At 44.6% G+C, this 22,765-nt stretch carries 26 protein-coding genes; 17 read left to right on the top strand and 9 right to left on the bottom strand.

The genetic code is table 11. The features are described 5' to 3' along the window. Nucleotides 1-155 precede the first annotated feature (155 nt). Nucleotides 156-770, top strand: coding sequence for a phosphatase PAP2 family protein (locus AB1L08_RS04585; protein WP_413063498.1), 615 nt, complete (start codon nucleotides 156-158; stop codon nucleotides 768-770). A 45-nt stretch (nucleotides 771-815) separates the two neighbouring features. Here AB1L08_RS04585 and AB1L08_RS04580 read toward each other — a convergent pair whose 3' ends face one another. The 4 genes from AB1L08_RS04580 to AB1L08_RS04565 all read right to left on the bottom strand — a co-directional run bounded on the left by AB1L08_RS04580 (nucleotide 816) and on the right by AB1L08_RS04565 (nucleotide 2,706). Continuing rightward, nucleotides 816-1,091, bottom strand: coding sequence for a YqhV family protein (locus tag AB1L08_RS04580; protein ID WP_413063497.1), 276 nt, complete (start codon nucleotides 1,089-1,091; stop codon nucleotides 816-818). A 97-nt stretch (nucleotides 1,092-1,188) separates the two neighbouring features. After that, nucleotides 1,189-1,356, bottom strand: a complete 168-nt coding sequence (locus tag AB1L08_RS04575) for a twin-arginine translocase TatA/TatE family subunit (RefSeq protein ID WP_413063496.1) — start codon at nucleotides 1,354-1,356, stop codon at nucleotides 1,189-1,191. Nucleotides 1,357-1,442: 86 nt separating this feature from the next. Then, entirely contained in the window at nucleotides 1,443-2,291 is an 849-nt protein-coding gene (locus AB1L08_RS04570) for an MBL fold metallo-hydrolase (RefSeq protein WP_413063495.1), read from the bottom strand. Between the two features lie 28 nt (nucleotides 2,292-2,319). Further along, entirely contained in the window at nucleotides 2,320-2,706 is a 387-nt protein-coding gene (locus tag AB1L08_RS04565) for a DUF2512 family protein (protein ID WP_413063494.1), read from the bottom strand. Between the two features lie 174 nt (nucleotides 2,707-2,880). On the opposite strand from AB1L08_RS04565, the gene AB1L08_RS04560 reads away from it, so the two are divergent. Beyond that, nucleotides 2,881-3,054 carry a hypothetical protein gene (locus AB1L08_RS04560; RefSeq protein WP_413063493.1) on the top strand — a complete coding sequence of 58 codons (174 nt, stop codon included), beginning with the start codon at nucleotides 2,881-2,883 and terminating at the stop codon, nucleotides 3,052-3,054. Between the two features lie 70 nt (nucleotides 3,055-3,124). Here AB1L08_RS04560 and AB1L08_RS04555 read toward each other — a convergent pair whose 3' ends face one another. Beyond that, the gene (locus AB1L08_RS04555) at nucleotides 3,125-3,229 is read right to left on the bottom strand and encodes a YjcZ family sporulation protein (protein ID WP_413063492.1); all 105 of its coding nucleotides are present in this window, start codon (nucleotides 3,227-3,229) and stop codon (nucleotides 3,125-3,127) included. Nucleotides 3,230-3,427: 198 nt separating this feature from the next. Between AB1L08_RS04555 and AB1L08_RS04550 the strand changes: the two genes are divergently transcribed. Both AB1L08_RS04550 and AB1L08_RS04545 read left to right on the top strand, forming a co-directional pair. Then, nucleotides 3,428-3,928, top strand: a complete 501-nt coding sequence (locus AB1L08_RS04550; RefSeq protein ID WP_413063491.1) for a spore coat protein — start codon at nucleotides 3,428-3,430, stop codon at nucleotides 3,926-3,928. Nucleotides 3,929-4,121: 193 nt separating this feature from the next. Beyond that, nucleotides 4,122-4,922: an ABC transporter ATP-binding protein gene (locus AB1L08_RS04545; RefSeq protein WP_413063505.1), complete on the top strand. Its 801-nt coding sequence runs from the start codon at nucleotides 4,122-4,124 to the stop codon at nucleotides 4,920-4,922. Nucleotides 4,923-4,970: 48 nt separating this feature from the next. On the opposite strand, the gene AB1L08_RS04540 is transcribed toward AB1L08_RS04545, so the two are convergent. Then, nucleotides 4,971-5,588, bottom strand: a complete 618-nt coding sequence (locus AB1L08_RS04540) for a YktB family protein (RefSeq protein WP_413063504.1) — start codon at nucleotides 5,586-5,588, stop codon at nucleotides 4,971-4,973. Between the two features lie 178 nt (nucleotides 5,589-5,766). Between AB1L08_RS04540 and ruvA the strand changes: the two genes are divergently transcribed. Genes ruvA through yajC form a run of 6 tightly spaced genes read left to right on the top strand, consistent with a single transcriptional unit; the run spans nucleotide 5,767 to nucleotide 10,104 of the window. Continuing rightward, nucleotides 5,767-6,384 (top strand): Holliday junction branch migration protein RuvA, encoded by a 618-nt coding sequence (ruvA, locus tag AB1L08_RS04535; RefSeq protein ID WP_413063490.1) that lies wholly within the window; start codon nucleotides 5,767-5,769, stop codon nucleotides 6,382-6,384. A gap of 24 nt (nucleotides 6,385-6,408) precedes the next feature. Continuing rightward, nucleotides 6,409-7,410, top strand: a complete 1,002-nt coding sequence (ruvB, locus tag AB1L08_RS04530) for a Holliday junction branch migration DNA helicase RuvB (RefSeq protein WP_413063489.1) — start codon at nucleotides 6,409-6,411, stop codon at nucleotides 7,408-7,410. Between the two features lie 5 nt (nucleotides 7,411-7,415). Beyond that, a complete protein-coding gene (locus AB1L08_RS04525) occupies nucleotides 7,416-7,613 on the top strand; it encodes a DUF2905 domain-containing protein (protein ID WP_413063503.1) in 198 nt (65 codons plus the stop codon). 3 nt (nucleotides 7,614-7,616) lie between these two features. Next, entirely contained in the window at nucleotides 7,617-8,645 is a 1,029-nt protein-coding gene (gene queA, locus AB1L08_RS04520; RefSeq protein ID WP_413063488.1) for a tRNA preQ1(34) S-adenosylmethionine ribosyltransferase-isomerase QueA, read from the top strand. A gap of 27 nt (nucleotides 8,646-8,672) precedes the next feature. Next, complete coding sequence (gene tgt, locus AB1L08_RS04515) at nucleotides 8,673-9,812, top strand: tRNA guanosine(34) transglycosylase Tgt (protein WP_413063487.1); 1,140 nt, start codon at nucleotides 8,673-8,675, stop codon at nucleotides 9,810-9,812. A 31-nt stretch (nucleotides 9,813-9,843) separates the two neighbouring features. Beyond that, complete coding sequence (gene yajC / locus AB1L08_RS04510; protein WP_413063486.1) at nucleotides 9,844-10,104, top strand: preprotein translocase subunit YajC; 261 nt, start codon at nucleotides 9,844-9,846, stop codon at nucleotides 10,102-10,104. A gap of 157 nt (nucleotides 10,105-10,261) precedes the next feature. Here the strand turns inward: yajC and AB1L08_RS04505 are convergent, their stop codons facing one another. Continuing rightward, entirely contained in the window at nucleotides 10,262-10,621 is a 360-nt protein-coding gene (locus tag AB1L08_RS04505; RefSeq protein ID WP_413063485.1) for a TIGR04086 family membrane protein, read from the bottom strand. A 182-nt stretch (nucleotides 10,622-10,803) separates the two neighbouring features. On the opposite strand from AB1L08_RS04505, the gene AB1L08_RS04500 reads away from it, so the two are divergent. Further along, the gene (locus AB1L08_RS04500) at nucleotides 10,804-11,463 is read left to right on the top strand and encodes a DUF421 domain-containing protein (RefSeq protein ID WP_413063502.1); all 660 of its coding nucleotides are present in this window, start codon (nucleotides 10,804-10,806) and stop codon (nucleotides 11,461-11,463) included. Between the two features lie 101 nt (nucleotides 11,464-11,564). Here AB1L08_RS04500 and spoVB read toward each other — a convergent pair whose 3' ends face one another. Next, nucleotides 11,565-13,109, bottom strand: a complete 1,545-nt coding sequence (gene spoVB, locus AB1L08_RS04495) for a stage V sporulation protein B (RefSeq protein ID WP_413063484.1) — start codon at nucleotides 13,107-13,109, stop codon at nucleotides 11,565-11,567. A 117-nt stretch (nucleotides 13,110-13,226) separates the two neighbouring features. Here spoVB and AB1L08_RS04490 point away from each other — a divergent pair, with 117 nt between their 5' ends. The 5 genes from AB1L08_RS04490 to AB1L08_RS04470 all read left to right on the top strand — a co-directional run bounded on the left by AB1L08_RS04490 (nucleotide 13,227) and on the right by AB1L08_RS04470 (nucleotide 19,986). Continuing rightward, complete coding sequence (locus tag AB1L08_RS04490) at nucleotides 13,227-13,541, top strand: post-transcriptional regulator (RefSeq protein WP_413063483.1); 315 nt, start codon at nucleotides 13,227-13,229, stop codon at nucleotides 13,539-13,541. A gap of 88 nt (nucleotides 13,542-13,629) precedes the next feature. After that, nucleotides 13,630-15,897, top strand: a complete 2,268-nt coding sequence (gene secDF, locus AB1L08_RS04485) for a protein translocase subunit SecDF (protein WP_413063482.1) — start codon at nucleotides 13,630-13,632, stop codon at nucleotides 15,895-15,897. Nucleotides 15,898-16,121: 224 nt separating this feature from the next. After that, nucleotides 16,122-17,039, top strand: coding sequence for a cation diffusion facilitator family transporter (locus AB1L08_RS04480; protein WP_413063481.1), 918 nt, complete (start codon nucleotides 16,122-16,124; stop codon nucleotides 17,037-17,039). Nucleotides 17,040-17,116: 77 nt separating this feature from the next. Further along, a complete protein-coding gene (recJ, locus tag AB1L08_RS04475; protein WP_413063480.1) occupies nucleotides 17,117-19,483 on the top strand; it encodes a single-stranded-DNA-specific exonuclease RecJ in 2,367 nt (788 codons plus the stop codon). Next, on the top strand, nucleotides 19,474-19,986 hold the full coding sequence (locus AB1L08_RS04470; protein WP_413063479.1) for an adenine phosphoribosyltransferase: 513 nt from the start codon (nucleotides 19,474-19,476) through the stop codon (nucleotides 19,984-19,986). The genes recJ and AB1L08_RS04470 overlap by 10 nt, the downstream gene beginning before the upstream one ends. A gap of 196 nt (nucleotides 19,987-20,182) precedes the next feature. Here the strand turns inward: AB1L08_RS04470 and AB1L08_RS04465 are convergent, their stop codons facing one another. Further along, nucleotides 20,183-20,317, bottom strand: coding sequence for a hypothetical protein (locus AB1L08_RS04465; protein WP_413063478.1), 135 nt, complete (start codon nucleotides 20,315-20,317; stop codon nucleotides 20,183-20,185). A 257-nt stretch (nucleotides 20,318-20,574) separates the two neighbouring features. Here AB1L08_RS04465 and AB1L08_RS04460 point away from each other — a divergent pair, with 257 nt between their 5' ends. Beyond that, nucleotides 20,575-22,764, top strand: coding sequence for a RelA/SpoT family protein (locus tag AB1L08_RS04460; protein WP_413063477.1), 2,190 nt, complete (start codon nucleotides 20,575-20,577; stop codon nucleotides 22,762-22,764). The last annotated feature ends 1 nt before the right edge of the window (nucleotide 22,765 follow it).

The following is a 22,765-nucleotide window of genomic DNA, read 5'->3' as shown; positions in this document are numbered from 1 at the left end:
ATATCATTTAGAATCCAATACTGGAAATGTGTTTTTCACCTAAAGAGCGCATTTTTTCTTCAAACGATTGATATATCCCGACATTGAAATACCGGGCCTTCTGACAGTCGTTCGTAAATCTGATAATATTGGTAAAAAACTTTCAGGTGATGGGTATGAAAATGAAATGGCTATTGCTGGTACTCGTGGGGGCATTTTTACTTCTCGCAGCAAATATTGAGACATTATGGTTGGCAAAAATCGATAACCAATTGTTGGTACAATTCGAGAACATTCGCAATGATTTTTTAACAGAAGCCTTTCAATTTATTTCAGATGTTGGCTCAATAAAGGGACTGTTGTTCATCTCCGGACTCGTAACGGTATATTTGCTGTATAGGAAGCGCATTGCCGATGTTCTTTTTCTCATGATCGTATTTTGGGGGTCAAGGGGCATTAACAGTATCATTAAAAATTGGGTGGAAAGAGACAGGCCGGAAATAAATCCTCTTTTCAATGCAGCCGGTTTTAGCTTCCCCAGCGGCCACGCCATGAATTCAGCAGCTGTTCTCGGATTCATTTGCTTTCTTTTATGTTTTCATCTCAAAAGCGAAAGACTTAGAAAAGGAAGCGTCATCGTGACAGTCATCCTCGTTGTTTTCATTGGCGCCAGCAGAATTTACTTGGGTGTCCACTATATGACGGATATTATTGGAGGATACTTGGCAGGAATTATTTGGATGCTTATTGCAGTCTCATTATACAACTACCTGGAGTCAGAAAAGGGTTGACGGGTTTTTACTAGCCGTTTAATGCCTTGAACTTATGTACCAGCCCTAGTTGCTTTTTACGCCATATAGAATGCAGGCGACGCCGAGAAAAATCCATACAAATTTGCTGAAAGAAATTTTGTCGGCCAGTCCAATAACGCCGATTGTTGTAGTGATAATCAATATCATGGGTCCGATGAGTGCAAGCGAGCTGTTTATGATCAGCGCTTTTTCAACTTCATTGAAGCGAATCATCAACAAAGCTGCAAATATTTCAATCCCTCCGGATAACAGCCTTAAAAGTGCCATCCCAATAACAGCCTTTTCCAGTAAGGTAATCATCTTTTTCCTCCTAAGCGATTCTTTTCCCATTATATGATGCGGCTTGCGCTTATCAGTACAAGTTCCTCAAAAAAATGAAAAAAAAGAAGGGTTAGTACTATCCATTACCTTCTCCCTTTCTTTCTCTAGTGGTGTTAGCTGCTTTTCCCGGTTCAGGCGACTTGTTAGGACCGAAGATTAATAATGCAACAATACCTATAAAAATTAAACTGCCAACACCTGTCTCATAAAAAACATTTCCTTTTAAGGTAAATGAATCGATCATGAGACAACCGCCCTGTTGAAAAAGCATCAGGCTGTCGAGGGAGACAGCCTGAATAAACAAAGGGATGTTTTTTCTTTCCTTCAAGGTTAATTTATATACTTTCCGTGGTCGGGAATGGCAATTTGATCAAAATTTCGTGCGAGTTTTTCCAAGTTACGGGTTAAGGCTTCACCTTCCATTGGAACGCCATGGCCGGTAATGGCAACGGATGGCTTTAATGCTTCCAATTTCCTGACTGACTCCCGCGATGCTTGCCAATCGGGAGTGAGATACCTGGGGGGACCGCTTATTTCCTGTTCCTGTGTAAAAACCCTATAGAGATATTCCTGTTTTACCGTAACAAAAGCGTCCCCGGCAATCAATGCCCGATCCTGATCCCTGAATAAAGATACATGCCCGGGAGTATGTCCGGGTGTGTGAATCCACCTGAATCCCGGCATGTACGGGACAGTCCCATCCTCTGGCAAGGCTTGTACACTCGTTCCCAAATTAATGGGTTCCACCGGAAACAGCGGGGACATTTTGGCCACCATGCCGCCTTCAACAGTGGCATCCGGCTTTGGGTAACTTTTTTCTCCGGTAAGATAAGGGAGCTCCGATTTATGGGCATAAACAGGGATATCTTTCCAATGTTCCAATAAGTCGACGATTGCTCCGACATGGTCAAAATGGCCATGGGTTAAAATAATCGCTTTTGGATTCCTGCCGCTGCCGAAACGCTCTTCTGCAACAGAAATGATTTTGTCAGCCGAATGCGGCATGCCCGCGTCAACCAATACAAATTCATCTGTTCCAGGAGTTCCGACAAGGCAAATGTTGACGATTTGAATGGTGTGGTAATAAAGATCGGGCCTTATTTCCCGGCCTGTCCCGCTTCCTAATGAAGTGGCAGGTATATACTGATAATCTTCGCCATAAGATAAATTTTTTTCCATGATGAACGCCCCTTATCCAGATCTAAAATTAGCGCGGGCTTAATTCATCTGTGTTTGCCGGTTTTCTGAATTGTGTTCTCTCCAGCCACAGATGATAAAAATATTCTCCAATCGCAAGTACAATGGATGTAAACAACGCCTCTCCAAATGCTTCACTGTATCCCAATAGGTTTAATCCTCCCCATATGACGATAAGCGAGAGCACAAAATCCCCCAAAGTCGCTGTTATATTTCCCATTTTAGGCAAGACCATCATATCGCCTAAAAAATAGGACAACAGTAAAAGAACGATTCCCAATAGGGTGGAATGCCAAAAGGTTACTGTATTAAATAGTGACAATATAATCCATACAACCGGAAAAACCATTATTGCCTTCCATAATAAAGCTCTGCCATGATTTACGTTTTCATTCATTGCTGATAACCTCCTTTAATTCTTTTCCCTTATATACTTTGGTGTTTCAATTTTTTTATACCCGGGAATTAGGGGCAGTAACTTTTCAGGCAAAATTTTCTTGAGTGATTTTCGTGTGAATGACAAAATATAAACATGCTCAAAAGAGCAAAAACTGAAAGCGGGTGATCCAGCATGCGCAACAACATCCAAATTTTACCCATCATCGCTTCGGTCGGGATTGGAGCGGCCGCCTACAGCATGATGACAGGCCGCGGGGGACAGTTGTCAAACATGATTCCCCAATTGCCGGGTATGGGAGGCCAAGGCGGAAGCAGCAGACAGCAAAAGCAAAAAACCGGTCAATAATATCCGTTTATCCTAAAAAAGAACCCGGATCACTCCCATCCGGGTTCTTCATTTTTTCGAAAAAAGGGAATTAATATCCTCCGAAACCGCCATAGAAGGCACCAACAATAATCAAGAGGATGAATAGAACAACGATCAAGGCAAAGCCGCCGCCGGATCCTCCATAACCGCCCATGACTACACCTCCTTTACACGTTCTAAAATAGTTTACGTATATATATCTGAATCGTTTGGACAAACATCCAACTGCAGTAAAAAATATACGGATGTACCGATCATCTTGAACAGTGCCCATTTTTCCCGATTAGGCTAACCGATTTACAGGGGATGAATATGGTAAAATGCAGCGAAAAATTTTCGGGAGGGATTGGGTATGTCTTTAGATGACCGCAGAACACTTGGGTGGCACGAAACGCTTGAAATACATGAACTCGTCGCCAGCCAGACAAATGCTTTAATGAGGCTGAAAATGAGTATCAAAAAAATAAAAGATTCTCAATTGAGAAACGTTTATCATAGTGCCATACAAAATATGGAAATGAATTTGCAGGAGCTGATTCAATTTTATCCATCTGCGCCTGTTCCGCCTCAGCGGGAAGACAATGCTGACCGGGAAACACCGGCATTACAAGCCGGGGAATTACTCGGTTTGAGCAAAGCTTTGGTAAGAAATTATGCTTTGGCGATCACAGAAACAGCAACGCCCGTTTTGAGAAAAACGTTAACCAATCATTTGTTGAGGGCTATAAAAGGGCACGAAGCCATTTTTAACTATATGTATTCCAAGGGATTATACCCCGCCTATGACTTGGAACGATTATTGAAAAACGACCTTCAAAACGCACAAAGGGCTTTATCAATGAGATATGAATAAATTGTTTAATCTTGATTAAGGCATCTTCTCGGGAAGAACATGCCTTTTTTTATTTTGTTTTGGGGAAAAAATCTTGTTTGGTAATCGACGCTGAAAATTGTATAATGGACCATATCGTATCCTCTGATACTGCGGGATGAATGTGTTATCCTAACGGATCACTCATGAACTTTAGGAAGGCGGGGCTGGTATGTTGAAAAAAATGATTACATTTCATGACGTAGATTGGAAAAGAAATGGAAAATACATTTTAAACAGAATTAACTGGACGGTTAACGCCGGCGAGCATTGGGGCATTTTGGGGCTAAACGGTTCAGGGAAGACATCCCTGCTCAATATCATTTCAGGCTATCACTTTCCTTCCCATGGCGAAGTAACAGTCCTTGGAAATCTTTTTGGAAAAACCAGTTTGCCGGAGCTGCGAAAAGAGATTGGGTTTGTCAGCAGCTCACTCGGACGCTTTTCCCATATATTGGATCATGAAACGATTGAAGAAATTATAGTCAGTGGCAAATTTGCTTCTTTTGGGCTGTATGAAGAGGTTGAGCCCGCTGATTGGGATAAGGCGGATGAGTTAATCGAACAATTTCGATTACAGTACCTGAAGGGAAAACCTTACAACCTGTTATCGGAAGGGGAAAGAAGAAGGGTATTGATTGCTAGATCCTTGATGAATGATCCGAAATTGCTCATTTTGGACGAGCCATGTTCCGGTCTCGATATTCAGTCCCGGGAAGGTCTTTTGTCTTTAATTCAGGAAATCATGGGGGATGAACGTCTCGTAATTTATGTCAGCCATCATATTGAAGAGCTTGTCAAAGGGATTTCCCATGTGCTGCTGTTAAACAGCGGGAAAATCGTCGCGGCAGGGCCGAAGAAAGAAGTGATTTCGGATGCATTATTATCTGAAGCATTTGAAATCCCGGTACATGTCCGCTGGGAGGATGAAAGGCCGTGGCTCTCCGTCAAAAAAACAGTGGAAAGTACAAGCTGATCGGGAATGAAAAAACGGCTGCCTCGACAAGAGGCTGCCGTTTTTGAGCTATTTGTACGCCAATTTATATATCGGGACGAGTGTTTCAAATGTTTTCTTCACCATTTCGATGAATCTGTCCCCGTCTTTTAGGAGCGGATCGCCTTTTAGAATATGTTTTCCCACGAGAAACTCGGCTTTTTTCACATCGCGGAAACGTTTGAGTGTTTCCTCCAAATCAATTTCACCCATCGGCATCGCCTCTTTTTTCATATGGTCCGTGGAAATAACGAAACCTTTTGGAATTTCCTGTTTAAGGACGCCGATATGCTCCAATAATGTTTGGGCCATTTCCTGTTTGTTGGGCAGCTCATATATAAAAGCGAGCCAAACAAAGACAAAATCATCGAACAGGCCAACTTGAAAATGAGGGTGCTTTTTATATCCGCGCTTGTTTGCCGCTATCGCCAACCAAGTATCCTGCGGTGGATTTACGGTCCGCCGGGCATGTTTGGCAATATGTAAAAACATTTCACTTCCCAATCTAGCGGACAGCTCGTCCGTAAGTTCTTGTCCTATGGTTCGAAATTTCGGCCGAATTCGATCTTCGATTGCTTCCATTCTTTCTTCCAGCCCTTCAATCTGAAAGGTCTCAAAGTCACTGTCTGTAAAACCGGTAAAACGCATCAACTAAAAACTTCCTTTCGTTTTTTTATGTTTAGTGTACCAGATTTGCTGCAGTATATGATATAGGCTGATTTGAAATAAAGGGTGCATGGGATATTAGAACATACGTTGTTTTTTATAAAAGAAACGAGATTTATATGTTAAAATGAAGGGGTAGCACGAAAGAGGAGAGAATCGCTTGTACGAATATATTAAAGGAACAGTGGAACTGATCGGGCCGGAATATATTGTTGTGGAATGTAATGGAATCGGGTATCAAATTTTGACCCCCAATCCGTTTGTTTTTTCGGATAAAAAAGGTGCGCGTTTGACCATCTATACATATCAGCATGTTCGCGAAGATTTAATTGCATTGTACGGCTTTGAAACTCATAAGGAAAAGCAGATGTTCAAAAAACTAATCGGCGTATCGGGAATCGGCCCAAAAGGGGCGCTGGCCATTTTGGCTTTCGGAGAGCCGGAACAAGTAGTCCGTGCCGTCGAAAATGAGGATGAGACATTTTTGACAAAGTTTCCCGGTGTCGGCAAGAAAACCGCCAGACAAATGATTTTGGATTTAAAAGGAAAACTTGGTGACATCATGCCTGAATCTTTGGAAACAGACATTGCCCCGGCAAAAAAACAAGCGATGTCATCCGAAAATGAGCATGGTGAAGATTTGGAAGAAGCGCTTCTGGCCCTGGCAGCCCTGGGGTATTCCGAACGGGAGTTAAGAAAAATCAGCCCTCAGCTTGGAAAAGAAAAAATGACGACGGATCAATACATTAAGCGGGCACTGCAAATGCTCATGAAATAGTGAACCGGAAAGGGGAAAAGAGAAATGGAGGAGAGAGTGCTTTCCAGCAAGGCGATGGACAATGATATTTCATTTGAGCAAAGTCTCCGACCACAAATGCTTTCCCAATATATTGGCCAGGACAAACTGAAGAATAATTTGGAAGTATTTATCCAAGCGGCTAAAATGAGAAAAGAAACGCTTGACCATGTCCTGTTATATGGCCCGCCGGGGCTGGGAAAAACGACGCTCGCAACGGTCATTGCAAACGAAATGGGCGTAAATGTCAGAATGACATCCGGGCCGGCGATTGAGCGTCCGGGAGACCTTGCGGCGATCCTGACTTCACTTGAACCCGGTGAAGTATTATTTATTGACGAAATCCATCGCCTTCCCAGGGCCATAGAAGAAGTGTTATATCCCGCAATGGAGGATTACTGCCTCGATATTGTCATTGGGAAAGGACCGGAAGCGCGTTCGGTCCGCCTCGATTTGCCGCCATTTACGCTTGTGGGGGCGACAACACGGGCAGGCGCCGTTTCTGCTCCTTTGCGCGACCGGTTTGGGGTTTTATGCAGATTGGAATATTATACCGTGGAACAACTTACAGATATTGTAATAAGAACAGCCGAAATACTCGATACTGACATTGAGTGGGATGGGGCTGTCGAGATTGCCAGGAGATCCAGGGGAACGCCGAGAATCGCAAACCGCCTCCTTCGGAGAGTGCGTGATTTCGCGCAAGTCAGGTCAAATGGCGTGGTCACGCTTGCGTTGTCCAATGAAGCCCTTGAGCTTTTGCAAGTGGACAAGTTGGGGCTGGATCAAATCGACCATAAATTATTAAGGGGAATCATTGAAAAATTCAAGGGGGGCCCTGTCGGCATCGATACGATTGCGGCCAGCATCGGGGAAGAGGCGGCAACGATAGAAGATGTATACGAGCCATACTTGCTTCAAATCGGTTTCCTGCAAAGAACGCCGAGAGGCCGTACGGTGACCCATCATGTGTATAAACACTTTCAAATGGAGGTGCCTTGCGAGTGAACGGGATGGCCAAATTTTTAATGATTGCCGGTGCCAGCATTTTTATCATTGGTTTTCTTATCCAATTTTTAAAGCTTGGCAGGCTCCCCGGTGATATCGTTGTCAAAAAAGGCAATATGACGTTTTTTTTCCCGTTAATGACCTCTATTCTTATCAGCATCGTGTTATCAGCCATTTTCTATGTGATTGGGAGGATTAAATAAGCTTTGAAAATTGATGAATTTGATTTTGAACTGCCTGGGGAATTAATCGCCCAGGTGCCCCTGCAAAACAGGGATGAAAGCAGGTTGATGGTTTTAAACAGGCAGACGGGAGAAGTGGCGCATGATACGTTTCGGCATCTCACTGCCTATTTGCAAAAAGGCGACTGCCTCGTATTGAATGACACGAAAGTGCTGCCTGCAAGGCTTATGGGAGAAAAAACAGATACACGGGCAAATGTTGAAGTCCTTTTATTAAAACAAGTACAGGGCGATAGCTGGGAAACGCTTGTCAAACCGGCAAAGCGTGTCAAAATCGGAACAGAGATTGTCTTTGGCGGCGGAAAATTAAAAGCAGTATGTACAGGGCTCCTGGAACATGGAGGAAGGTTGTTTAAATTTACATACGATGGCGTTTTTTACGAAATTCTGGATGAACTGGGAAAAATGCCGCTTCCGCCTTATATAAAAGAGCAATTGGGGGATCAAAGCAGATATCAGACCGTATATGCCCGTGAACGGGGTTCTGCCGCAGCTCCAACAGCCGGACTTCATTTTACCGAAGAAATATTGGAGAAAATCAAGGCCCGCGGCGTCCGTGTCGCTTTCATTACATTGCATGTCGGGCTTGGAACGTTCCGGCCGGTGAAAGTGGCGGATATCGAAAAGCACGATATGCATGCGGAATTTTACCGCATGACCGAAAAAACGGCTGCCCTTTTGAACCGTGTCCGGGAAGAAGGGGGAAGGATTATTGCCGTCGGGACGACTTCTGCGCGAACGCTTGAAACGATAGCAGGGCAAAATAACGGACGTTTTGTACCGGGAAGCGGCTGGACGGATATTTTTATTTATCCCGGATATGAATTTCAGGCAATTGACGGGATCGTTACGAACTTTCATCTCCCCAAATCAACGCTAATCATGATGGTGAGCGCATTTGCCGGACGTGAGCACATACTGAATGCATACCATTGTGCTGTAAAGGAGAAGTACCGATTTTTCAGCTTCGGAGATGCGATGCTGATCATATAAATGAACTTGTGGAAAGGAGAAAAGTTTTTGCCTGCCATTAGATACGAATTAATCAAAACATGCAAACAAACAGGAGCGCGGCTGGGGATCATTCATACACCCCGCGGTTCCTATGAAACCCCGATGTTTATGCCGGTCGGGACACTTGCGACTGTCAAAACGATGAGTCCGGAAGAATTGAAGGAAATGGGTGCGGGCATCATATTGGGAAATACGTATCATCTTTGGCTGCGTCCGGGCCATGACATTGTGGAAGAAGCCGGCGGCCTCCACCGGTTCATGAATTGGGACCGGGCGATCCTGACCGACTCCGGCGGGTTCCAAGTATTCAGTTTAAGCGAATTCAGAAAAATAGAAGAAGAAGGCGTACACTTTCGAAATCATTTAAACGGGGACCGCTTATTTCTGTCACCGGAAAAATCCGTGGAAATACAAAATGCACTGGGATCCGACATAATGATGGCCTTTGATGAATGCGCCCCGTATCCGGCTTCGTACGACTATATCAAAAAATCGGCCGAGCGCACGTCCCGCTGGGCGGAAAGATGCCTGAATGCGCATAAGCGTCCGGAAGACCAGGGATTGTTTGGCATCGTGCAAGGCGGGGAGTATGAAGATCTGCGAAAAATGAGTGCCGGTGATATCGTATCGCTTGATTTCCCGGGGTACGCCATAGGCGGGCTTTCTGTCGGTGAGCCCAAAGATGTCATGAACCGGGTGCTGGAATTTACGACGCCGCTCCTGCCGGCTGACAAACCACGCTATCTGATGGGAGTCGGGTCTCCGGATTCCCTTGTTGATGGGGCAATCAGGGGCATTGATATGTTTGACTGTGTCCTGCCAACCCGGATTGCGAGAAACGGAACGGTTATGACAAGTACCGGCCGGCTTGTCGTAAAAAACGCCGTGTACGCCCGTGATTTCGGACCTCTCGATCCGGATTGCGGCTGTTATACATGCAAAAATTATTCCCGCGCATACATCCGGCATTTAATCAAATGCAACGAAACGTTCGGAATTAGACTTACGACTTACCATAATCTTTATTTTTTGTTAAAATTGATGAAGCAAGTCAGAGATGCGATTCAAGAGAACCGTCTCGGAGACTTCAAAGAAGAATTTTTTGAGCGTTATGGATTCAACCGTCCCGACGCAAAAAATTTCTAATACCCATTATAAAAAAGGAAGGGGGAAAATTATGCAAACGCTTGTAAACTTGTCACCGTTTATTCTGATGTTCGTTCTTTTTTATTTCTTGCTGATCAGACCGAACCAAAAACGGCAAAAGGCCATCCAAACGATGCAAAACAACCTGAAAAAAGGGGACAAAGTGATCACTATCGGCGGCCTTCATGGAACGATTGATGCAATTGATGAAGGAAAAGTCGTGATTTTATGTGGCGATGGAAGCCGGCTTACATATGATCGCAATGCCATCCGTGAAGTTGTGGATGCATAGAAATCCAAAAAAAGAAGCGTGTCGGTGCACATTGACCATGCTTCTTTTTTTAATTTGAGTATAAATTTGCTCTTTCGTTAATTTAGACCAATCCGGCTTCTGACCTCGTCTGACCTCTGACTTCATAAAAAGGACGTGCCAGCATTTTTCTTATGTCTCAATGATCCTGACGGGAACCTCCCATCAGGTTGACTCCCAAAACGCCTCCCATCATGGCTGTTAATGTGTAACAAGTAAAATAAACAAGCTGCTCTAACGAAAATAAGGATCCGTGCCCCAAATATTGATACATAAAAATGATGAGACTGTATAAAAGTCCTGTTGCTCCCCCCAAAACCCATCCTTTATGCTTGCCTTTTCCGCCACAAATAAATCCTCCGGCAAACACGCTGAAAAAAGAAACAATCGTAACAAGTAATTTAATGGATTTTTCCTCGGTATTTGTAAAAGTTAAGATGAGTGAAAACAAAAGGCTTGAAACGACGGCAAGCAAAAAAATGGTGAGAATCCCGTACACTACGGAAACGCCAAACTTTTTAATTTCGATTATTTCTCACTCCTTTCTTCTAAGCATGGGATATTACGCCTGTCCCTTTTACAACATATTCACGAGGGAATTTTTTAGAATGTTTTTCCTGCATGTTTCTAAAGCCATTGACCAAATTATGAATAAGGATCAAAAAGGAGCGATGCACGTTGATGGAATTTGCAACCATTATCTTGAGAACGGTGATCTTGTACGGTGTGATTCTTGTCATATTCCGCGTAATGGGCAAAAGGGAAATTGGGGAATTAAGTGTCCTTGACCTGGTCGTTTTTATCATGATGGGTGAAATGGCCGTTATTGCCATTGAACAGCATAAGGACCCGATTATGCATACAATTGTCCCCATGGCCGTGCTCCTCCTCATCCAAATTGGAATGGCTTTCGGCTCATTAAAAAGCCGCAAATTTAGAGACATCGTTGACGGCAAGCCGTCCCTGATCATTCAACATGGAAAAATCGACGAAAAAGAAATGAGAAAACACCGCTATAATTTTGATGACCTGCTCATGCAGCTTCGGCAAAAAGATATAACCAATATTGGGGATGTCGAATTTGCCATTTTGGAGACGTCTGGCGAGCTGTCTGTTTTTAAAAAAAGCAACAACAAAAGGAAAGGAAAAGGCTCTTTTACAATCCCGCTTATATTGGAGGGAAAAATACAGCAGCAGGCCTTGAAAGAATCCAATAAAACAGAAGAATGGCTTAAAAGAGAATTAAATAGCAGAGGATTTGGAGAAATTGAAGACATTTCTTTCTGCAGTTATCAAGATGGTCAATTTTATGTTGATTATGACGACAAAAAAAATAAATAAACTTTCTATCAATCGGCTGCTTTCGTCCCGTACTGATTGTTGGTTTGCATCTCCCGCCGATTTCGATAGATCCAAATAAACAATCCCGTCTTCGGGATTGTTTATTTAAAAATGGCTCCGATGATCGGAATTTTTTGCATATCGCTTTTTGTCGCCAGTTTGAACGAAAATATGAAAGTACAATAAATAACGGCCGTAATCCCAATGCCGGCGATCAGCTTGAAAATCATGGGCTCGATTTCCAACATCCCATAACAAATTTTTCCGCTCCACCCTGATAAAATGGCTGCCGCAAAAAACTTGACATAATCTTTCACGTACACTGTAAACTGAACTCTTTTCAAGGCTGTCGCGTAGTGAAGGGCGGTTACAAGCACCGTTGCTGTAGCGATTCCCAATGCCGCACCGTTAATGCCAAATTCAGGCCTCGTAGCCAATGCGAAAATGACCGCCAGCTTGACGATGGCTCCGATCAAACTATTGATCATGGCAGCCCTCGCCAGATCAAGTGCCTGTAAAATGGCCTGCAATGGCCCCTGATAATAATGAAAAATGAAAAACGGAGCCATTAATCGAATAAAATGGGCGCCATTATCAGATCCGTAGATCGTGGCCATTAATGGTTCGGCAAACGTAAACAAAACAACAACAGACAAACCGCCGGTCAAAAGTGCAAAGCGCAATGCCTGCTGGAGCCTGTGTTCTACCAGTTTATAGTTTCTGACAACATTGGCTTCACTAATGGCGGGGACCAGTGACGTAGCCAAAGCAAAAGTGATAAAAGAGGGAAGCGAAAGCAAAGGAAGGGCATACCCCGTTAACAGTCCGTACTGTTTCGTTGCAACCCCGGCAGCTATACCGGCGATGAGCAGGCTTTGGGAAACGACAATCGGCTCAAAAAACCAGGACAATGACCCGATCATCCGGCTTCCGGTTGCCGGAATGGCGACCCTCATCAGCTCCGAAAGTGTTTTTCTTCCGGCTTTTAAATCTTTCAGGAAGTTTCTGCGTACCCGGAACTTCTTTTTTACTTTAAAGACAGTAAACAAGTAACAAAGAGAAATGAATTCACCAATAACAGAAGCAACCATTGCGGCCGCTGCGGCATATTCGACGCCGTGCGGGATAAATGCATTTGTCAGCACTGCAATCAAAGTAATTCTGGCAAGCTGTTCGATGACTTGGGAGACAGCCGAAGGCTTCATGTTTTGTTTTCCCTGAAAATAGCCCCTGATGACAGATGAAATGGCGATGATTGGAATAATGGGGGTAATGGCAACAAGCGGATAGTAAATTCTTTGATCTGTGAATAACGTTTCTGCTAACTGCGGGGCCAGCAAGATCAGGGCCGGAGTAAAAATGAACGATAATGTTCCGGTCACTGATAGGGAAACGACAAGAATATTTTTTATTTTTTGCTGATCCCCGCGCGCATCCGCCTCGGCAACCGCTTTTGAAATCGCCACAGGGAGCCCCAACTGGGTGATGGTAATGACGAGAACAAGAGTCGGGTAGGCCATCATGTACAGTCCGACCCCCTCTTCCCCGATCAGCCGTGCAATGACAATTCTATTAATAAAGCCCAGGAGCCTTGTAATCAGCCCCGCTGCCATTAGGATCATCGTACCCTTTAAAAACTTTGACATCTGTTTCCCTGCCTTCTCAAAAATGGTCAATTCGATTACAATAATGTATATGCAAGATGTGGGACAAAGCATGACAAGTTCTCGTCTTATCACCTTGCAGAGAAAGGTGGTTAAAAGATGTCCAAAGATAAACATGTATACGATGATTATTTCAGTATGCTCAAACCCGCCTTGGCGAGCAAAGCGGAGGAGTTCGAAGTCCTCGGCTACGACAAGGTCAACAAAGAAGACATTTGGCATTTTTTAAAGATCAAAAAATGGAAAAATCCAAAAGAAGGGATACGCATATACGAGCTTGTAGCCGATATCATGTCGGTCAAGCCGGGAGATTATATGAATTATGCAACTGTAGAAGCCTTTCGATCTCCCGATCTTCTGAAAGATTTGGATAACGAAGATCTGCAGCAATTGCTCGGAACGCATAAGACTTAATTGACACACCTTTTTTCTTGTTTCATAATCTAAATGGAAGTTTTTTCAAAATTGAATGCTCTTCATTTCCAAGGAGGACTTATTTTTAATGGTAAAAAGAAGCAGGATTATCGCCTTTTTTCTAATCATTATTTGCCTGGCCGGAATTACCGGAACCACTACAAAAAATATTATCGATCACATTAAGCTTGGCCTCGATCTGCAAGGCGGATTTGAGGTGTTATATGAAGTGGAACCGGCCAAAGATGGCCAAAAAATTACCCGGGAAACGCTCGTGCATACGACAGATGCGTTAAACAGGCGTGTTAATGTGCTCGGCGTGAGCGAACCAATCATACAAATTGAGGGCAATAACCGCATCAGGGTCCAGCTGGCAGGGGTGGAAGACCAAAATCAGGCAAGGGAGATTCTTGGCACCCAGGCTACCCTTACATTTCGTGATGTAAATGACAATGTCATGCTGAATGGGGCGGACCTTGTCGAAGGAGCGGCCAAGATGAGCTTTTCTCCTGACACAAACCAGCCAATCGTCCTTGTGCAATTAAAAGACAAACAGAAATTCAGGGAAGTCACCAAAAAAATTCTCAGCATGAAACCGAACAACCAGCTGGCGATCTGGATGGACTTTGAAGAAGGAGTAGACTCTTATAAAGAGGCGGCCGTAAAAGGCAATCAGAAACTGTTGTCTGCGCCCAACGTAAACCGGGTGTTCAACCAGACGGATGTTTCCATTGAAGGCAGCTTTACAAAAGAAGAAGCCGAAAACCTCGCCAATTTGTTGAATGCCGGGGCGCTTCCCGTGAAATTAAAGGAAGTATATTCGACATCCGTGGGAGCCAAGTTTGGTGAGCAGGCAATGGATAAGACGGTTACCGCCGGAATCATCGGGATTGCGATCATATTCTTGTTCATGATCTTCTATTACCGTTTTCCGGGTGTCATTGCAACGATCACATTATCGATTTATATTTATTTGATTTTACTCGTATTTTCTTTAATGAATGGAGTGCTTACCCTTCCGGGAATTGCTGCTTTGATTCTCGGGGTCGGCATGGCAGTGGATGCAAACATCCTGACATATGAAAGATTAAAAGAAGAAATCAAACTGGGACGTTCACTTCGTTCCGCCTTTCAGGCGGGAAATAAACAATCCTTTGTTGCTATTTTGGATGCCAATATTACGACCCTTTTGGCGGGCGCAGTGCTTTTTTACTTCGGGACAAGCTCGGTAAAAGGATTTGCCACGATGCTTATTTTGAGCATCTTAATGAGTTTTCTGACGGCAGTTTATGGTTCCAGGCTCCTGCTTGGACTTTGGATTAACAGCAAGTTCCTCAATAAGAAACCGGGCTGGTTTGGCGTGAAAAAATCGGAAATTCACGACTTGGCGGAAAACGTGACGGCGCATGATTTAAAAACTCCGTTTGACCGTTTTGATTTCGTTCACAACAGAAAGAAATTTTACGGGCTGTCAATCGTTTTGCTTTTGGCGGGCGCCATCGTTCTCGGCATGTTCCGATTAAACCTGGGAATTGACTTTTCAAGCGGAACCCGGATTGAATTTGATGCCGGAAAGCCGTTAACAACCGAAGAAGTAAAGTCGGAATTGGCTGCTGCCGGTATTCAAACAGATGATATCGTCCTGTCGGGTGCTAACCAGGAAATTGGTGTCGCCCGATATAAAGGTGTCATGACCAACGAAGAAATAGCCCAATTAAAAGAGCGGTTCAATGATAAATATGGTTCCGACCCAAATGTAAGTACGGTGTCGCCGACAGTTGGAAAAGAATTGGCCAAAAATGCATTATATGCCCTCGTGATCGCCGCCATTGGCATCATTATATATGTATCACTCCGATTTGAGTTTTCGATGGGCTTGTCGTCAGTCCTCGGACTGGTTCATGACGCTTTTTTCATCGTCGCGTTTTTCAGTCTGACCAGGCTGGAGGTAGATCTGACTTTCATTGCCGCCATCTTGACGATAGTCGGGTACTCCATCAATGACACAATTGTTACATTTGACCGGATCAGGGAAAATATGAGGGCGAAAAAACGGCTGCGGACCGAGGAAGATATCGCAGATATCGTCAACACCGGACTGCGGCAAACCTTGACACGCTCCATCAATACCGTTTTAACGGTCATTATTACAGTGGTCGCATTGCTCATATTCGGAAGCGAGTCCATCAGGGCCTTTTCGGTCGCTTTACTGGTAGGGCTGCTTGCCGGAACCTATTCATCCATTTTTATCTCTGCGCAGCTTTGGTATGACCTGAAAGTAAAAGAGTTAAAGAAAAAAGGTCCGATCGTAACTGTAAAAGAGAAAAAGAAATGGTCGGATGAGCCGCAGGTTTAAGCAGGAAAAACGCGGGCGCGTTTATCTTAGAAGTCAGAGCGGCAGGTTGGATTTGTTTAAATGGGCGAACTGCCAATTTATAAGAAAAAACGCTGGTGCGTTCTTTCTGGGAAGTAAGAGGCCAAAAGCCGAAAGAGCAAATTTATAAGAAAAGCCGCATATTGCGGCTTTTCTTGTTAAAAAGGGCAGTATAATACCAGCAAAGGTTTAAGGAGAATGTTTTTATGGAACAAAACCGTCGGTTTAAGCAGGCGGAATTTGCCGCCTGGATCGGGATTATCATTAATGTATTGTTGACGATTGTCAAAGGCATGATCGGGCTGCAATCACAAAGTAAAGCCCTTATAGCCGACGCCATTCACTCAGCTTCCGATATTGCCGGTTCACTGGCGGTGTATGTAGGGTTGCGTGCAGCGAAACAGCCGCCCGATGAGGAGCACCCGTATGGTCACGGCAAGGCGGAGTCGATCGCCGCGATCATCGTTGCCGTCATATTATTTATCGCGGGGCTGCAAATCGGAAAGTCTTCGTTCTCTTCCTTTTTTAACCCGGTCAAAGCGCCGGGGGGATTGGCAATTTATGCCGTCGTTATTTCGATTGTTGTAAAGGAAATCCTGTTTCGCTATAAATACCGGCTCGGCAAAAAACTGAACAGTGAAGCGCTCATTGTCAACGCATTTGAACATCGTTCCGACGTCTATTCTTCGCTGGCGGCCCTGGCCGGGATCGGTGCATCCCTTCTCGGCAAGCATTTTCAAATCAACTGGCTCGTTTACGGCGACCCCGTGGCCGGATTGTTGGTGTCCCTGATGGTCGTCTTGATGGCATGGAAGCTTGGTGCCGAAGCGATATATAATACATTGGATCACGTGCTGGATGAACAGGAAACAGTTGAATTTAGAAAAATCGTTTCTTCTGTTCCTGAAGTCAAACGAATTGACGAGCTGTATGCCCGAAAGTCGGGCTATTACGTCGTTATTGATTTAAAGATTGCGGTTGATCCGGATATGACTGTTGCAGAAGGCCACCGAGTCGGGAAAAAGGTGAAAAGACTGCTTCTCCAGCATCCAAATGTCCATAATGTCCTGATGCATATTAATCCGTTTTATGCTGGGGATGATGATGAAACACAAGAACAATAATGTGGTGAAAAAGCCGTTTCTTTCCGTTGAAAGGGCTTGGTCTCTTCTGTATAATAGATGCTCTGAGAGGTGAAGAAATGTTACAAGCGAAAACCCGCTGGATCGTCCGGCGTACAGACAGAGACAAGGTTCAGGAGCTGGCCCGGCAGCTTGGTATCAGTACACTTGCCGCCGCATTGCTTGTCAATCGGGGATTTGACTCTCCCGAAGAGGCAAGAATTTTTTTGCATGTTGAGCAGGCTGAATTTCACGATCCATTTTTAATGCCTGATATGCAAAATGCGGTGGAGCGAATCAAAAGGGCGATCGACAAAAAAGAACCTGTTCTTGTGTATGGCGATTATGATGCCGACGGCGTTACCAGCACGTCGTTGTTGATGACTGTCTTAAAGGAAATGGGAGCGGTAGTTGATTTCTACATACCAAACCGTTTTACGGAAGGCTACGGGCCGAATGAAGCCGCTTTCCGGAAAGCTTTTGCCGAGGGCATTCAACTGATTATTACGGTTGATACCGGCATTTCGGCGATACACGAAGCATTCGTGGCGAAAGAGCTCGGTATTGATTTGATTATTACGGATCACCACGAATTGCGGGATGAAATTCCTGAAGCTTTTGCCATCATTCACCCGAAATTCAAGGCAGGCGCCTATCCTTTTCCAAGCTTGGCGGGAGTGGGCGTTGCCTTTAAGCTTGCCCATGCATTATACGGAAAAATTCCGCATGATTTGCTTGACTTGGCGGCCATTGGCACGGTCTGTGATCTTGTCCCCCTTACAGGAGAAAATCGCCTCATTGTCAAGAAGGGATTGCAAATGCTGTCAGCGACAAAAAGGCCCGGCCTGCTTGCCCTTGGCAAATTGGCAGGCGTCCAGTTTGCCGATATGAACGAAGAAACGCTAGGCTTTGCAATCGGACCCCGCCTGAATGCGGCGGGACGGCTGGGAAGTGCCGATCCTGCTGTAAACTTGTTGATGGCAAAGAATATGGATGAGGCAGTTCTTTTGGCCGATGAAATTGAGGAATTGAATAAACAGCGGCAAACATTGGTGTCAGAAATGACGAAAGAAGCGATCGAAATGATTGCCGCGGCTTATCCCCTTTCCGAAAATAAAGTGCTCGTGATCGGGAAAGAAGGTTGGAATGCCGGTGTAATCGGTATTGTCGCTTCAAGGATTACCGAACGGTTTTACCGGCCCGCGATTGTCCTAAGCTATGATTCTCATACCGGCAAGGCAAAAGGTTCGGCCCGAAGCATTCCCGGATTTGACTTGTTTGCCAATCTTTTGGAATGTGCCGACATTCTTCCGCATTTCGGCGGCCATCCGATGGCAGCCGGCATGACACTGGATGTAAAAGATGTTGATGAACTTCGCCGCCGGCTGAACCGGGCAGCGAACCGCCAGCTAGGCGCCAAGGATTTGGTTCCCGTTACCGAGCTTGATGCAACAATTCCGCTTGATGAAATTACTCTGGACTCTATCAAAGAAGTGGAACGGCTTGCCCCATATGGGACAGCCAACCCAAAACCGGCATTCCTGATCGAAAATGCCAAAGTTAGTCATGCCAGAAAAATAGGCGGAAATCAAGCCCATCTGAAATTGACTTTGAGCCAAAACAGTACTTTATTGGATGGAGTCGGCTTTCATCTCGGGGATCTGGCCGACGATATATCGCCGGATGCAACACTGTCCGTTATTGGAGAACTGTCGATCAATGAATGGAATAATAAGAGGAAACCGCAAATATTAATTAGGGATATGGCCATCAACGAATGGCAGTTGTTTGATTTTCGGGGAAACCGGCCGTTTGAAGCATGGGCGCCCCTGCTTCGTGGCAAAGATGCGGAAATGATCATTTTTCAAGAAAAAACAATAAGCCGCATTCCCGAATTTCAGGATGTCCGTATTGTGTTGATTGAAAATCAGGAGCAGGCCAAACAATATGTAATGGACGGCAAGAACGTCGTATTGTTTGATTTGCCCCCTGAGACTGCGGTGATCGAATGCTTGGTTAAAGGTAAAAAACCGGACCGGATATATGTCCATTTCTTCCATGAACGGGAACATTTTTTTCATACCATCCCGACGCGGGATCACTTTAAATGGTACTATGCTTTTCTGGCAAAAAGACGAACATTCAATATACATAAATACGGAGAAGATTTGGCGGCACACAGGGGCTGGTCCAAGGAAACCGTCCGGTTCATGACAAAAGTGTTTCTTGAGCTTGATTTTGTTAAAATAGATGATGGGATCATTTCTCTTAAGCAGGCAAAAATGAAAAAAGATTTGGGGGATTCGCCCTCGTTTCAGAAAAAACAAGAGATGATCAAGCTTGAAAATGTCTTTTTATATTCATCTTACCCTGAATTAAAAAATTGGTTTTCGGAGAGAGTTGCGCACTCTATTCCGCGTGAGGAGGAAGTGGACGCATGGACTTAAAACAATATATTACAATCGTTCCGGATTGGCCAAAAAAAGGCGTTCTTTTTAAAGATATCACGACTCTAATGGATAATGGAGAAGCATTTAAATATGCCACTGATGTAATGGTCCGTTACGCCCGTGAAAAAAAGGTGGATATCGTCGTCGGTCCGGAAGCGCGGGGGTTTATTATCGGCTGTCCCGTAGCGTATGCACTCGGCGTCGGGTTTGCCCCGGTCAGGAAGGAAGGCAAGCTTCCGAGGGAAACCATTAAAGCGGAATATGGAAAAGAGTACGGAAAAGATGCCTTAACAATCCATAAAGATGCAATCAAAAAGGGTCAAAGGGTTCTCATTACGGATGATTTGCTGGCGACAGGCGGAACGATTGAGGCGACGATTGAACTCGTTGAACGTTTGGGAGGGATCGTTGCCGGAATTGCTTTCCTGATTGAACTCACTTATTTGGTTGGAAGACAAAAACTTGAAGGTTATGATTTATTATCATTGATCAAGTTTTAGTCTAATGTTGGCAGGATTCTTTTCAGGGCGGCAACGTTGGCGCCGCGGTTGGGAAGGAATGATGTATACGGACATTGAAAAAGAAAGAGGCATCCAACAAATCTATTGAAATGTGTTCAATGGGTATGTTGTCTTTATAAACGATTGAAAGCAGCGGTACTGCGATCGTCATTTCATCCTGCTTCAGGCATAATGATTACGGGACTCTGCCGAAAAATAATAGGGAAGTGAACCGGAGTACAGTGACATCGCATGGATTTACATTTTTTGTGATCGTATCGGCCTGTTCCGGGTGCAAATAAATATATGGTTCGATTTTCACTCCATTCATGGGAGCGGCTGCCAATTGGATTGTCTCAATAAAATCGGCCGGCCCTATGACCGCGCCGGAATGATGCCATTTACATCCCGGTAAAAGGAAAATCTTTCGGTCAAAGCACTCATCCGGGTGCTTTTTTTCATCAGTATTCGCTATAATTAGATATAATTACTGGAAATGGGCCGTTGCACTTTACAAGTTTCCAATCTATCTCGATAATATATAAAAAACGGCTATTCATTAAATTTAACTTTAAAAAGGTGATCCTTGTGGCAAATGATAATGTTTTATCAGCAGATGACGTCTTAGCACGTACAAGTAAATATTTAAACGAGGAACATGTCGAGCTTGTCAAAAAAGCATATGATTTCGCTCGATTGGCTCATAAGGATCAGTACCGCAAATCCGGAGAACCATACATTATGCACCCGATCCAGGTGGCCGGCATTTTGGCTGATCTCGAAATGGATCCGGCTACTGTGGCAGCGGGCTTTCTCCATGATGTCGTTGAAGATACGCCAGTGACGATCCGCCAATTGTCTGTGGAGTTTAATAGTGAAGTGGCGATGCTCGTCGATGGCGTTACGAAACTCGGAAAAATCAAATATAAATCACATGAGGAACAACAGGCCGAAAACCACCGGAAAATGTTCGTGGCAATGGCAAAAGATATTCGGGTCATTTTGATAAAATTGGCGGACAGGCTTCATAATATGCGGACGCTCAAGCATCTTCCCCAGGAAAAGCAAAGAAGAATTGCCAACGAGACGCTGGAAATATTTGCACCGCTTGCCCACCGGCTCGGAATTTCCAAAATAAAATGGGAACTGGAGGATACTTCTCTCCGCTATTTAAATCCCCAGCAATACTACCGGATTGTCAACCTGATGAAAAGAAAAAGGGCTGAGCGGGAAGAGTATCTTGACAATGTCATTGAAGAAATGAAAGAGCGGCTTCGGGAAGTGGATATTAAAGCCGAGCTGTACGGCAGGCCCAAACATATTTATTCGATTTATCGGAAAATGAGCCTGCAGCATAAACAATTCAACGAAATATATGACTTGCTTGCCGTGAGGATTATCGTTAACAGCATCAAGGACTGCTATGCTGTCCTCGGGATCATCCACACATGCTGGAAGCCGATGCCCGGCAGGTTCAAGGATTATATTGCCATGCCCAAGCCCAATATGTATCAGTCACTCCATACGACAGTCATTGGGCCAAAAGGGGAACCGCTGGAAGTACAAATCAGAACAATCGAAATGCACCGGATTGCCGAGTACGGGGTTGCTGCACATTGGGCTTATAAAGAAGGAAAATCCCCGGATCAGCAGGCATCCTTTGACAAAAAGCTGTCCTGGTTTAGGGAAATATTAGAATTTCAAAACGAATCGGCCAACGCTGAAGAGTTTATGGAATCCTTAAAAATTGACCTGTTTTCTGACATGGTGTTCGTATTTACGCCCAAAGGCGATGTGATTGAGCTGCCTGCAGGATCGGTTCCGATTGATTTTGCCTACCGCATCCACTCGGAGATCGGCAATAAAACGATTGGGGCAAAAATCAACGGGAAAATGGTCACGCTGGACTATAAATTGAACACTGGCGATATTGTCGAAATTTTGACATCCAAGCATTCTTATGGGCCTAGCCAGGATTGGCTGAAGCTCGCCCAGACTTCCCAGGCGAAAAACAAGATCCGGCAATTTTTTAAACGGCAGCTAAAAGAAGCAAATATTGTGAAAGGCCGGGAAATGGTAGAAAAAGAGATCAGGGAACTGGACTTTGACGTCAAAGTCATTCTGACTCCCGAGAACATTGAAAGAACGGCCGAGAAATTTAATTTTTCCACCGAGGAAGACATGTATGCAGCAGTTGGCTATAACGGCATCTCTGCACAGCAGGTGGCCAACCGGCTGACGGAGAAATGGAGGAAAAAACGCAACGAAGAAGAAGCAATCAGAGAGATCGTGACTGAAAGCAAAACGACGGTCCGGCCGAAGAAACATGAAGCGGGCGTAAAGGTGCAAGGAGCCGACAACCTTTTAATTCGTCTTTCCCGTTGCTGCAACCCGGTACCCGGTGATGAAATCATCGGTTTTATTACAAAGGGCAGAGGTGTTTCCGTCCATCGGTGCGACTGCCCGAATATTGCAGCCAATGAACATGAAAACCGGCTCATTCCGGTTGAATGGGAAACAGATTCCAACTCCCGAAAAGAGTACAATGTTGACATTGAAGTCCTCGGTTATGACCGGCATGGACTGCTGAATGAAGTGCTGCAAACGGTGAGCGGTACAAGAACCAATATCACGGCAATCAGTGGACGCACGGACCGGAATAAAATGGCGACCATCATGATGACGATTGCGATTCATAACATCGGCCATCTTCATAAAGTGGTGGATAAAATCAAACAAATTCCGGATATTTATGCAGTTCACAGAATCATGAATTAAA

This window comes from Siminovitchia jepli, from assembly GCF_047228825.1.
In the GTDB taxonomy this organism is placed as follows: Bacteria; Bacillota; Bacilli; order Bacillales; family Bacillaceae_C; genus Siminovitchia.
The sequence above is the reverse complement of the archived record's forward strand: the minus strand, read 5'-3'. Positions and strand labels throughout refer to the sequence as shown.

Coding starts and splice junctions, on each gene's coding strand:
- AB1L08_RS04490 (WP_413063483.1), top strand. CDS start 13,227: ATGTCCAAAGATAAACATGTATACGATGATTATTTCAGTATGCTCAAA.
- AB1L08_RS04540 (WP_413063504.1), bottom strand. CDS start 5,588: ATGCGTTTTACCGGTTTTACAGACAGTGACTTTGAGACCTTTCAGATT.
- AB1L08_RS04565 (WP_413063494.1), bottom strand. CDS start 2,706: ATGAATGAAAACGTAAATCATGGCAGAGCTTTATTATGGAAGGCAATA.
- spoVB (WP_413063484.1), bottom strand. CDS start 13,109: ATGTCAAAGTTTTTAAAGGGTACGATGATCCTAATGGCAGCGGGGCTG.
- secDF (WP_413063482.1), top strand. CDS start 13,630: ATGGTAAAAAGAAGCAGGATTATCGCCTTTTTTCTAATCATTATTTGC.
- AB1L08_RS04500 (WP_413063502.1), top strand. CDS start 10,804: ATGGAATTTGCAACCATTATCTTGAGAACGGTGATCTTGTACGGTGTG.
- AB1L08_RS04585 (WP_413063498.1), top strand. CDS start 156: ATGAAAATGAAATGGCTATTGCTGGTACTCGTGGGGGCATTTTTACTT.
- AB1L08_RS04555 (WP_413063492.1), bottom strand. CDS start 3,229: ATGGGCGGTTATGGAGGATCCGGCGGCGGCTTTGCCTTGATCGTTGTT.
- AB1L08_RS04575 (WP_413063496.1), bottom strand. CDS start 1,356: ATGATCGATTCATTTACCTTAAAAGGAAATGTTTTTTATGAGACAGGT.
- AB1L08_RS04580 (WP_413063497.1), bottom strand. CDS start 1,091: ATGATTACCTTACTGGAAAAGGCTGTTATTGGGATGGCACTTTTAAGG.
- AB1L08_RS04465 (WP_413063478.1), bottom strand. CDS start 20,317: ATGAATGGAGTGAAAATCGAACCATATATTTATTTGCACCCGGAACAG.
- recJ (WP_413063480.1), top strand. CDS start 17,117: ATGTTACAAGCGAAAACCCGCTGGATCGTCCGGCGTACAGACAGAGAC.
- AB1L08_RS04525 (WP_413063503.1), top strand. CDS start 7,416: ATGGCCAAATTTTTAATGATTGCCGGTGCCAGCATTTTTATCATTGGT.
- ruvB (WP_413063489.1), top strand. CDS start 6,409: ATGGAGGAGAGAGTGCTTTCCAGCAAGGCGATGGACAATGATATTTCA.
- AB1L08_RS04470 (WP_413063479.1), top strand. CDS start 19,474: ATGGACTTAAAACAATATATTACAATCGTTCCGGATTGGCCAAAAAAA.
- yajC (WP_413063486.1), top strand. CDS start 9,844: ATGCAAACGCTTGTAAACTTGTCACCGTTTATTCTGATGTTCGTTCTT.
- AB1L08_RS04560 (WP_413063493.1), top strand. CDS start 2,881: ATGCGCAACAACATCCAAATTTTACCCATCATCGCTTCGGTCGGGATT.
- AB1L08_RS04550 (WP_413063491.1), top strand. CDS start 3,428: ATGTCTTTAGATGACCGCAGAACACTTGGGTGGCACGAAACGCTTGAA.
- AB1L08_RS04480 (WP_413063481.1), top strand. CDS start 16,122: ATGGAACAAAACCGTCGGTTTAAGCAGGCGGAATTTGCCGCCTGGATC.
- AB1L08_RS04570 (WP_413063495.1), bottom strand. CDS start 2,291: ATGGAAAAAAATTTATCTTATGGCGAAGATTATCAGTATATACCTGCC.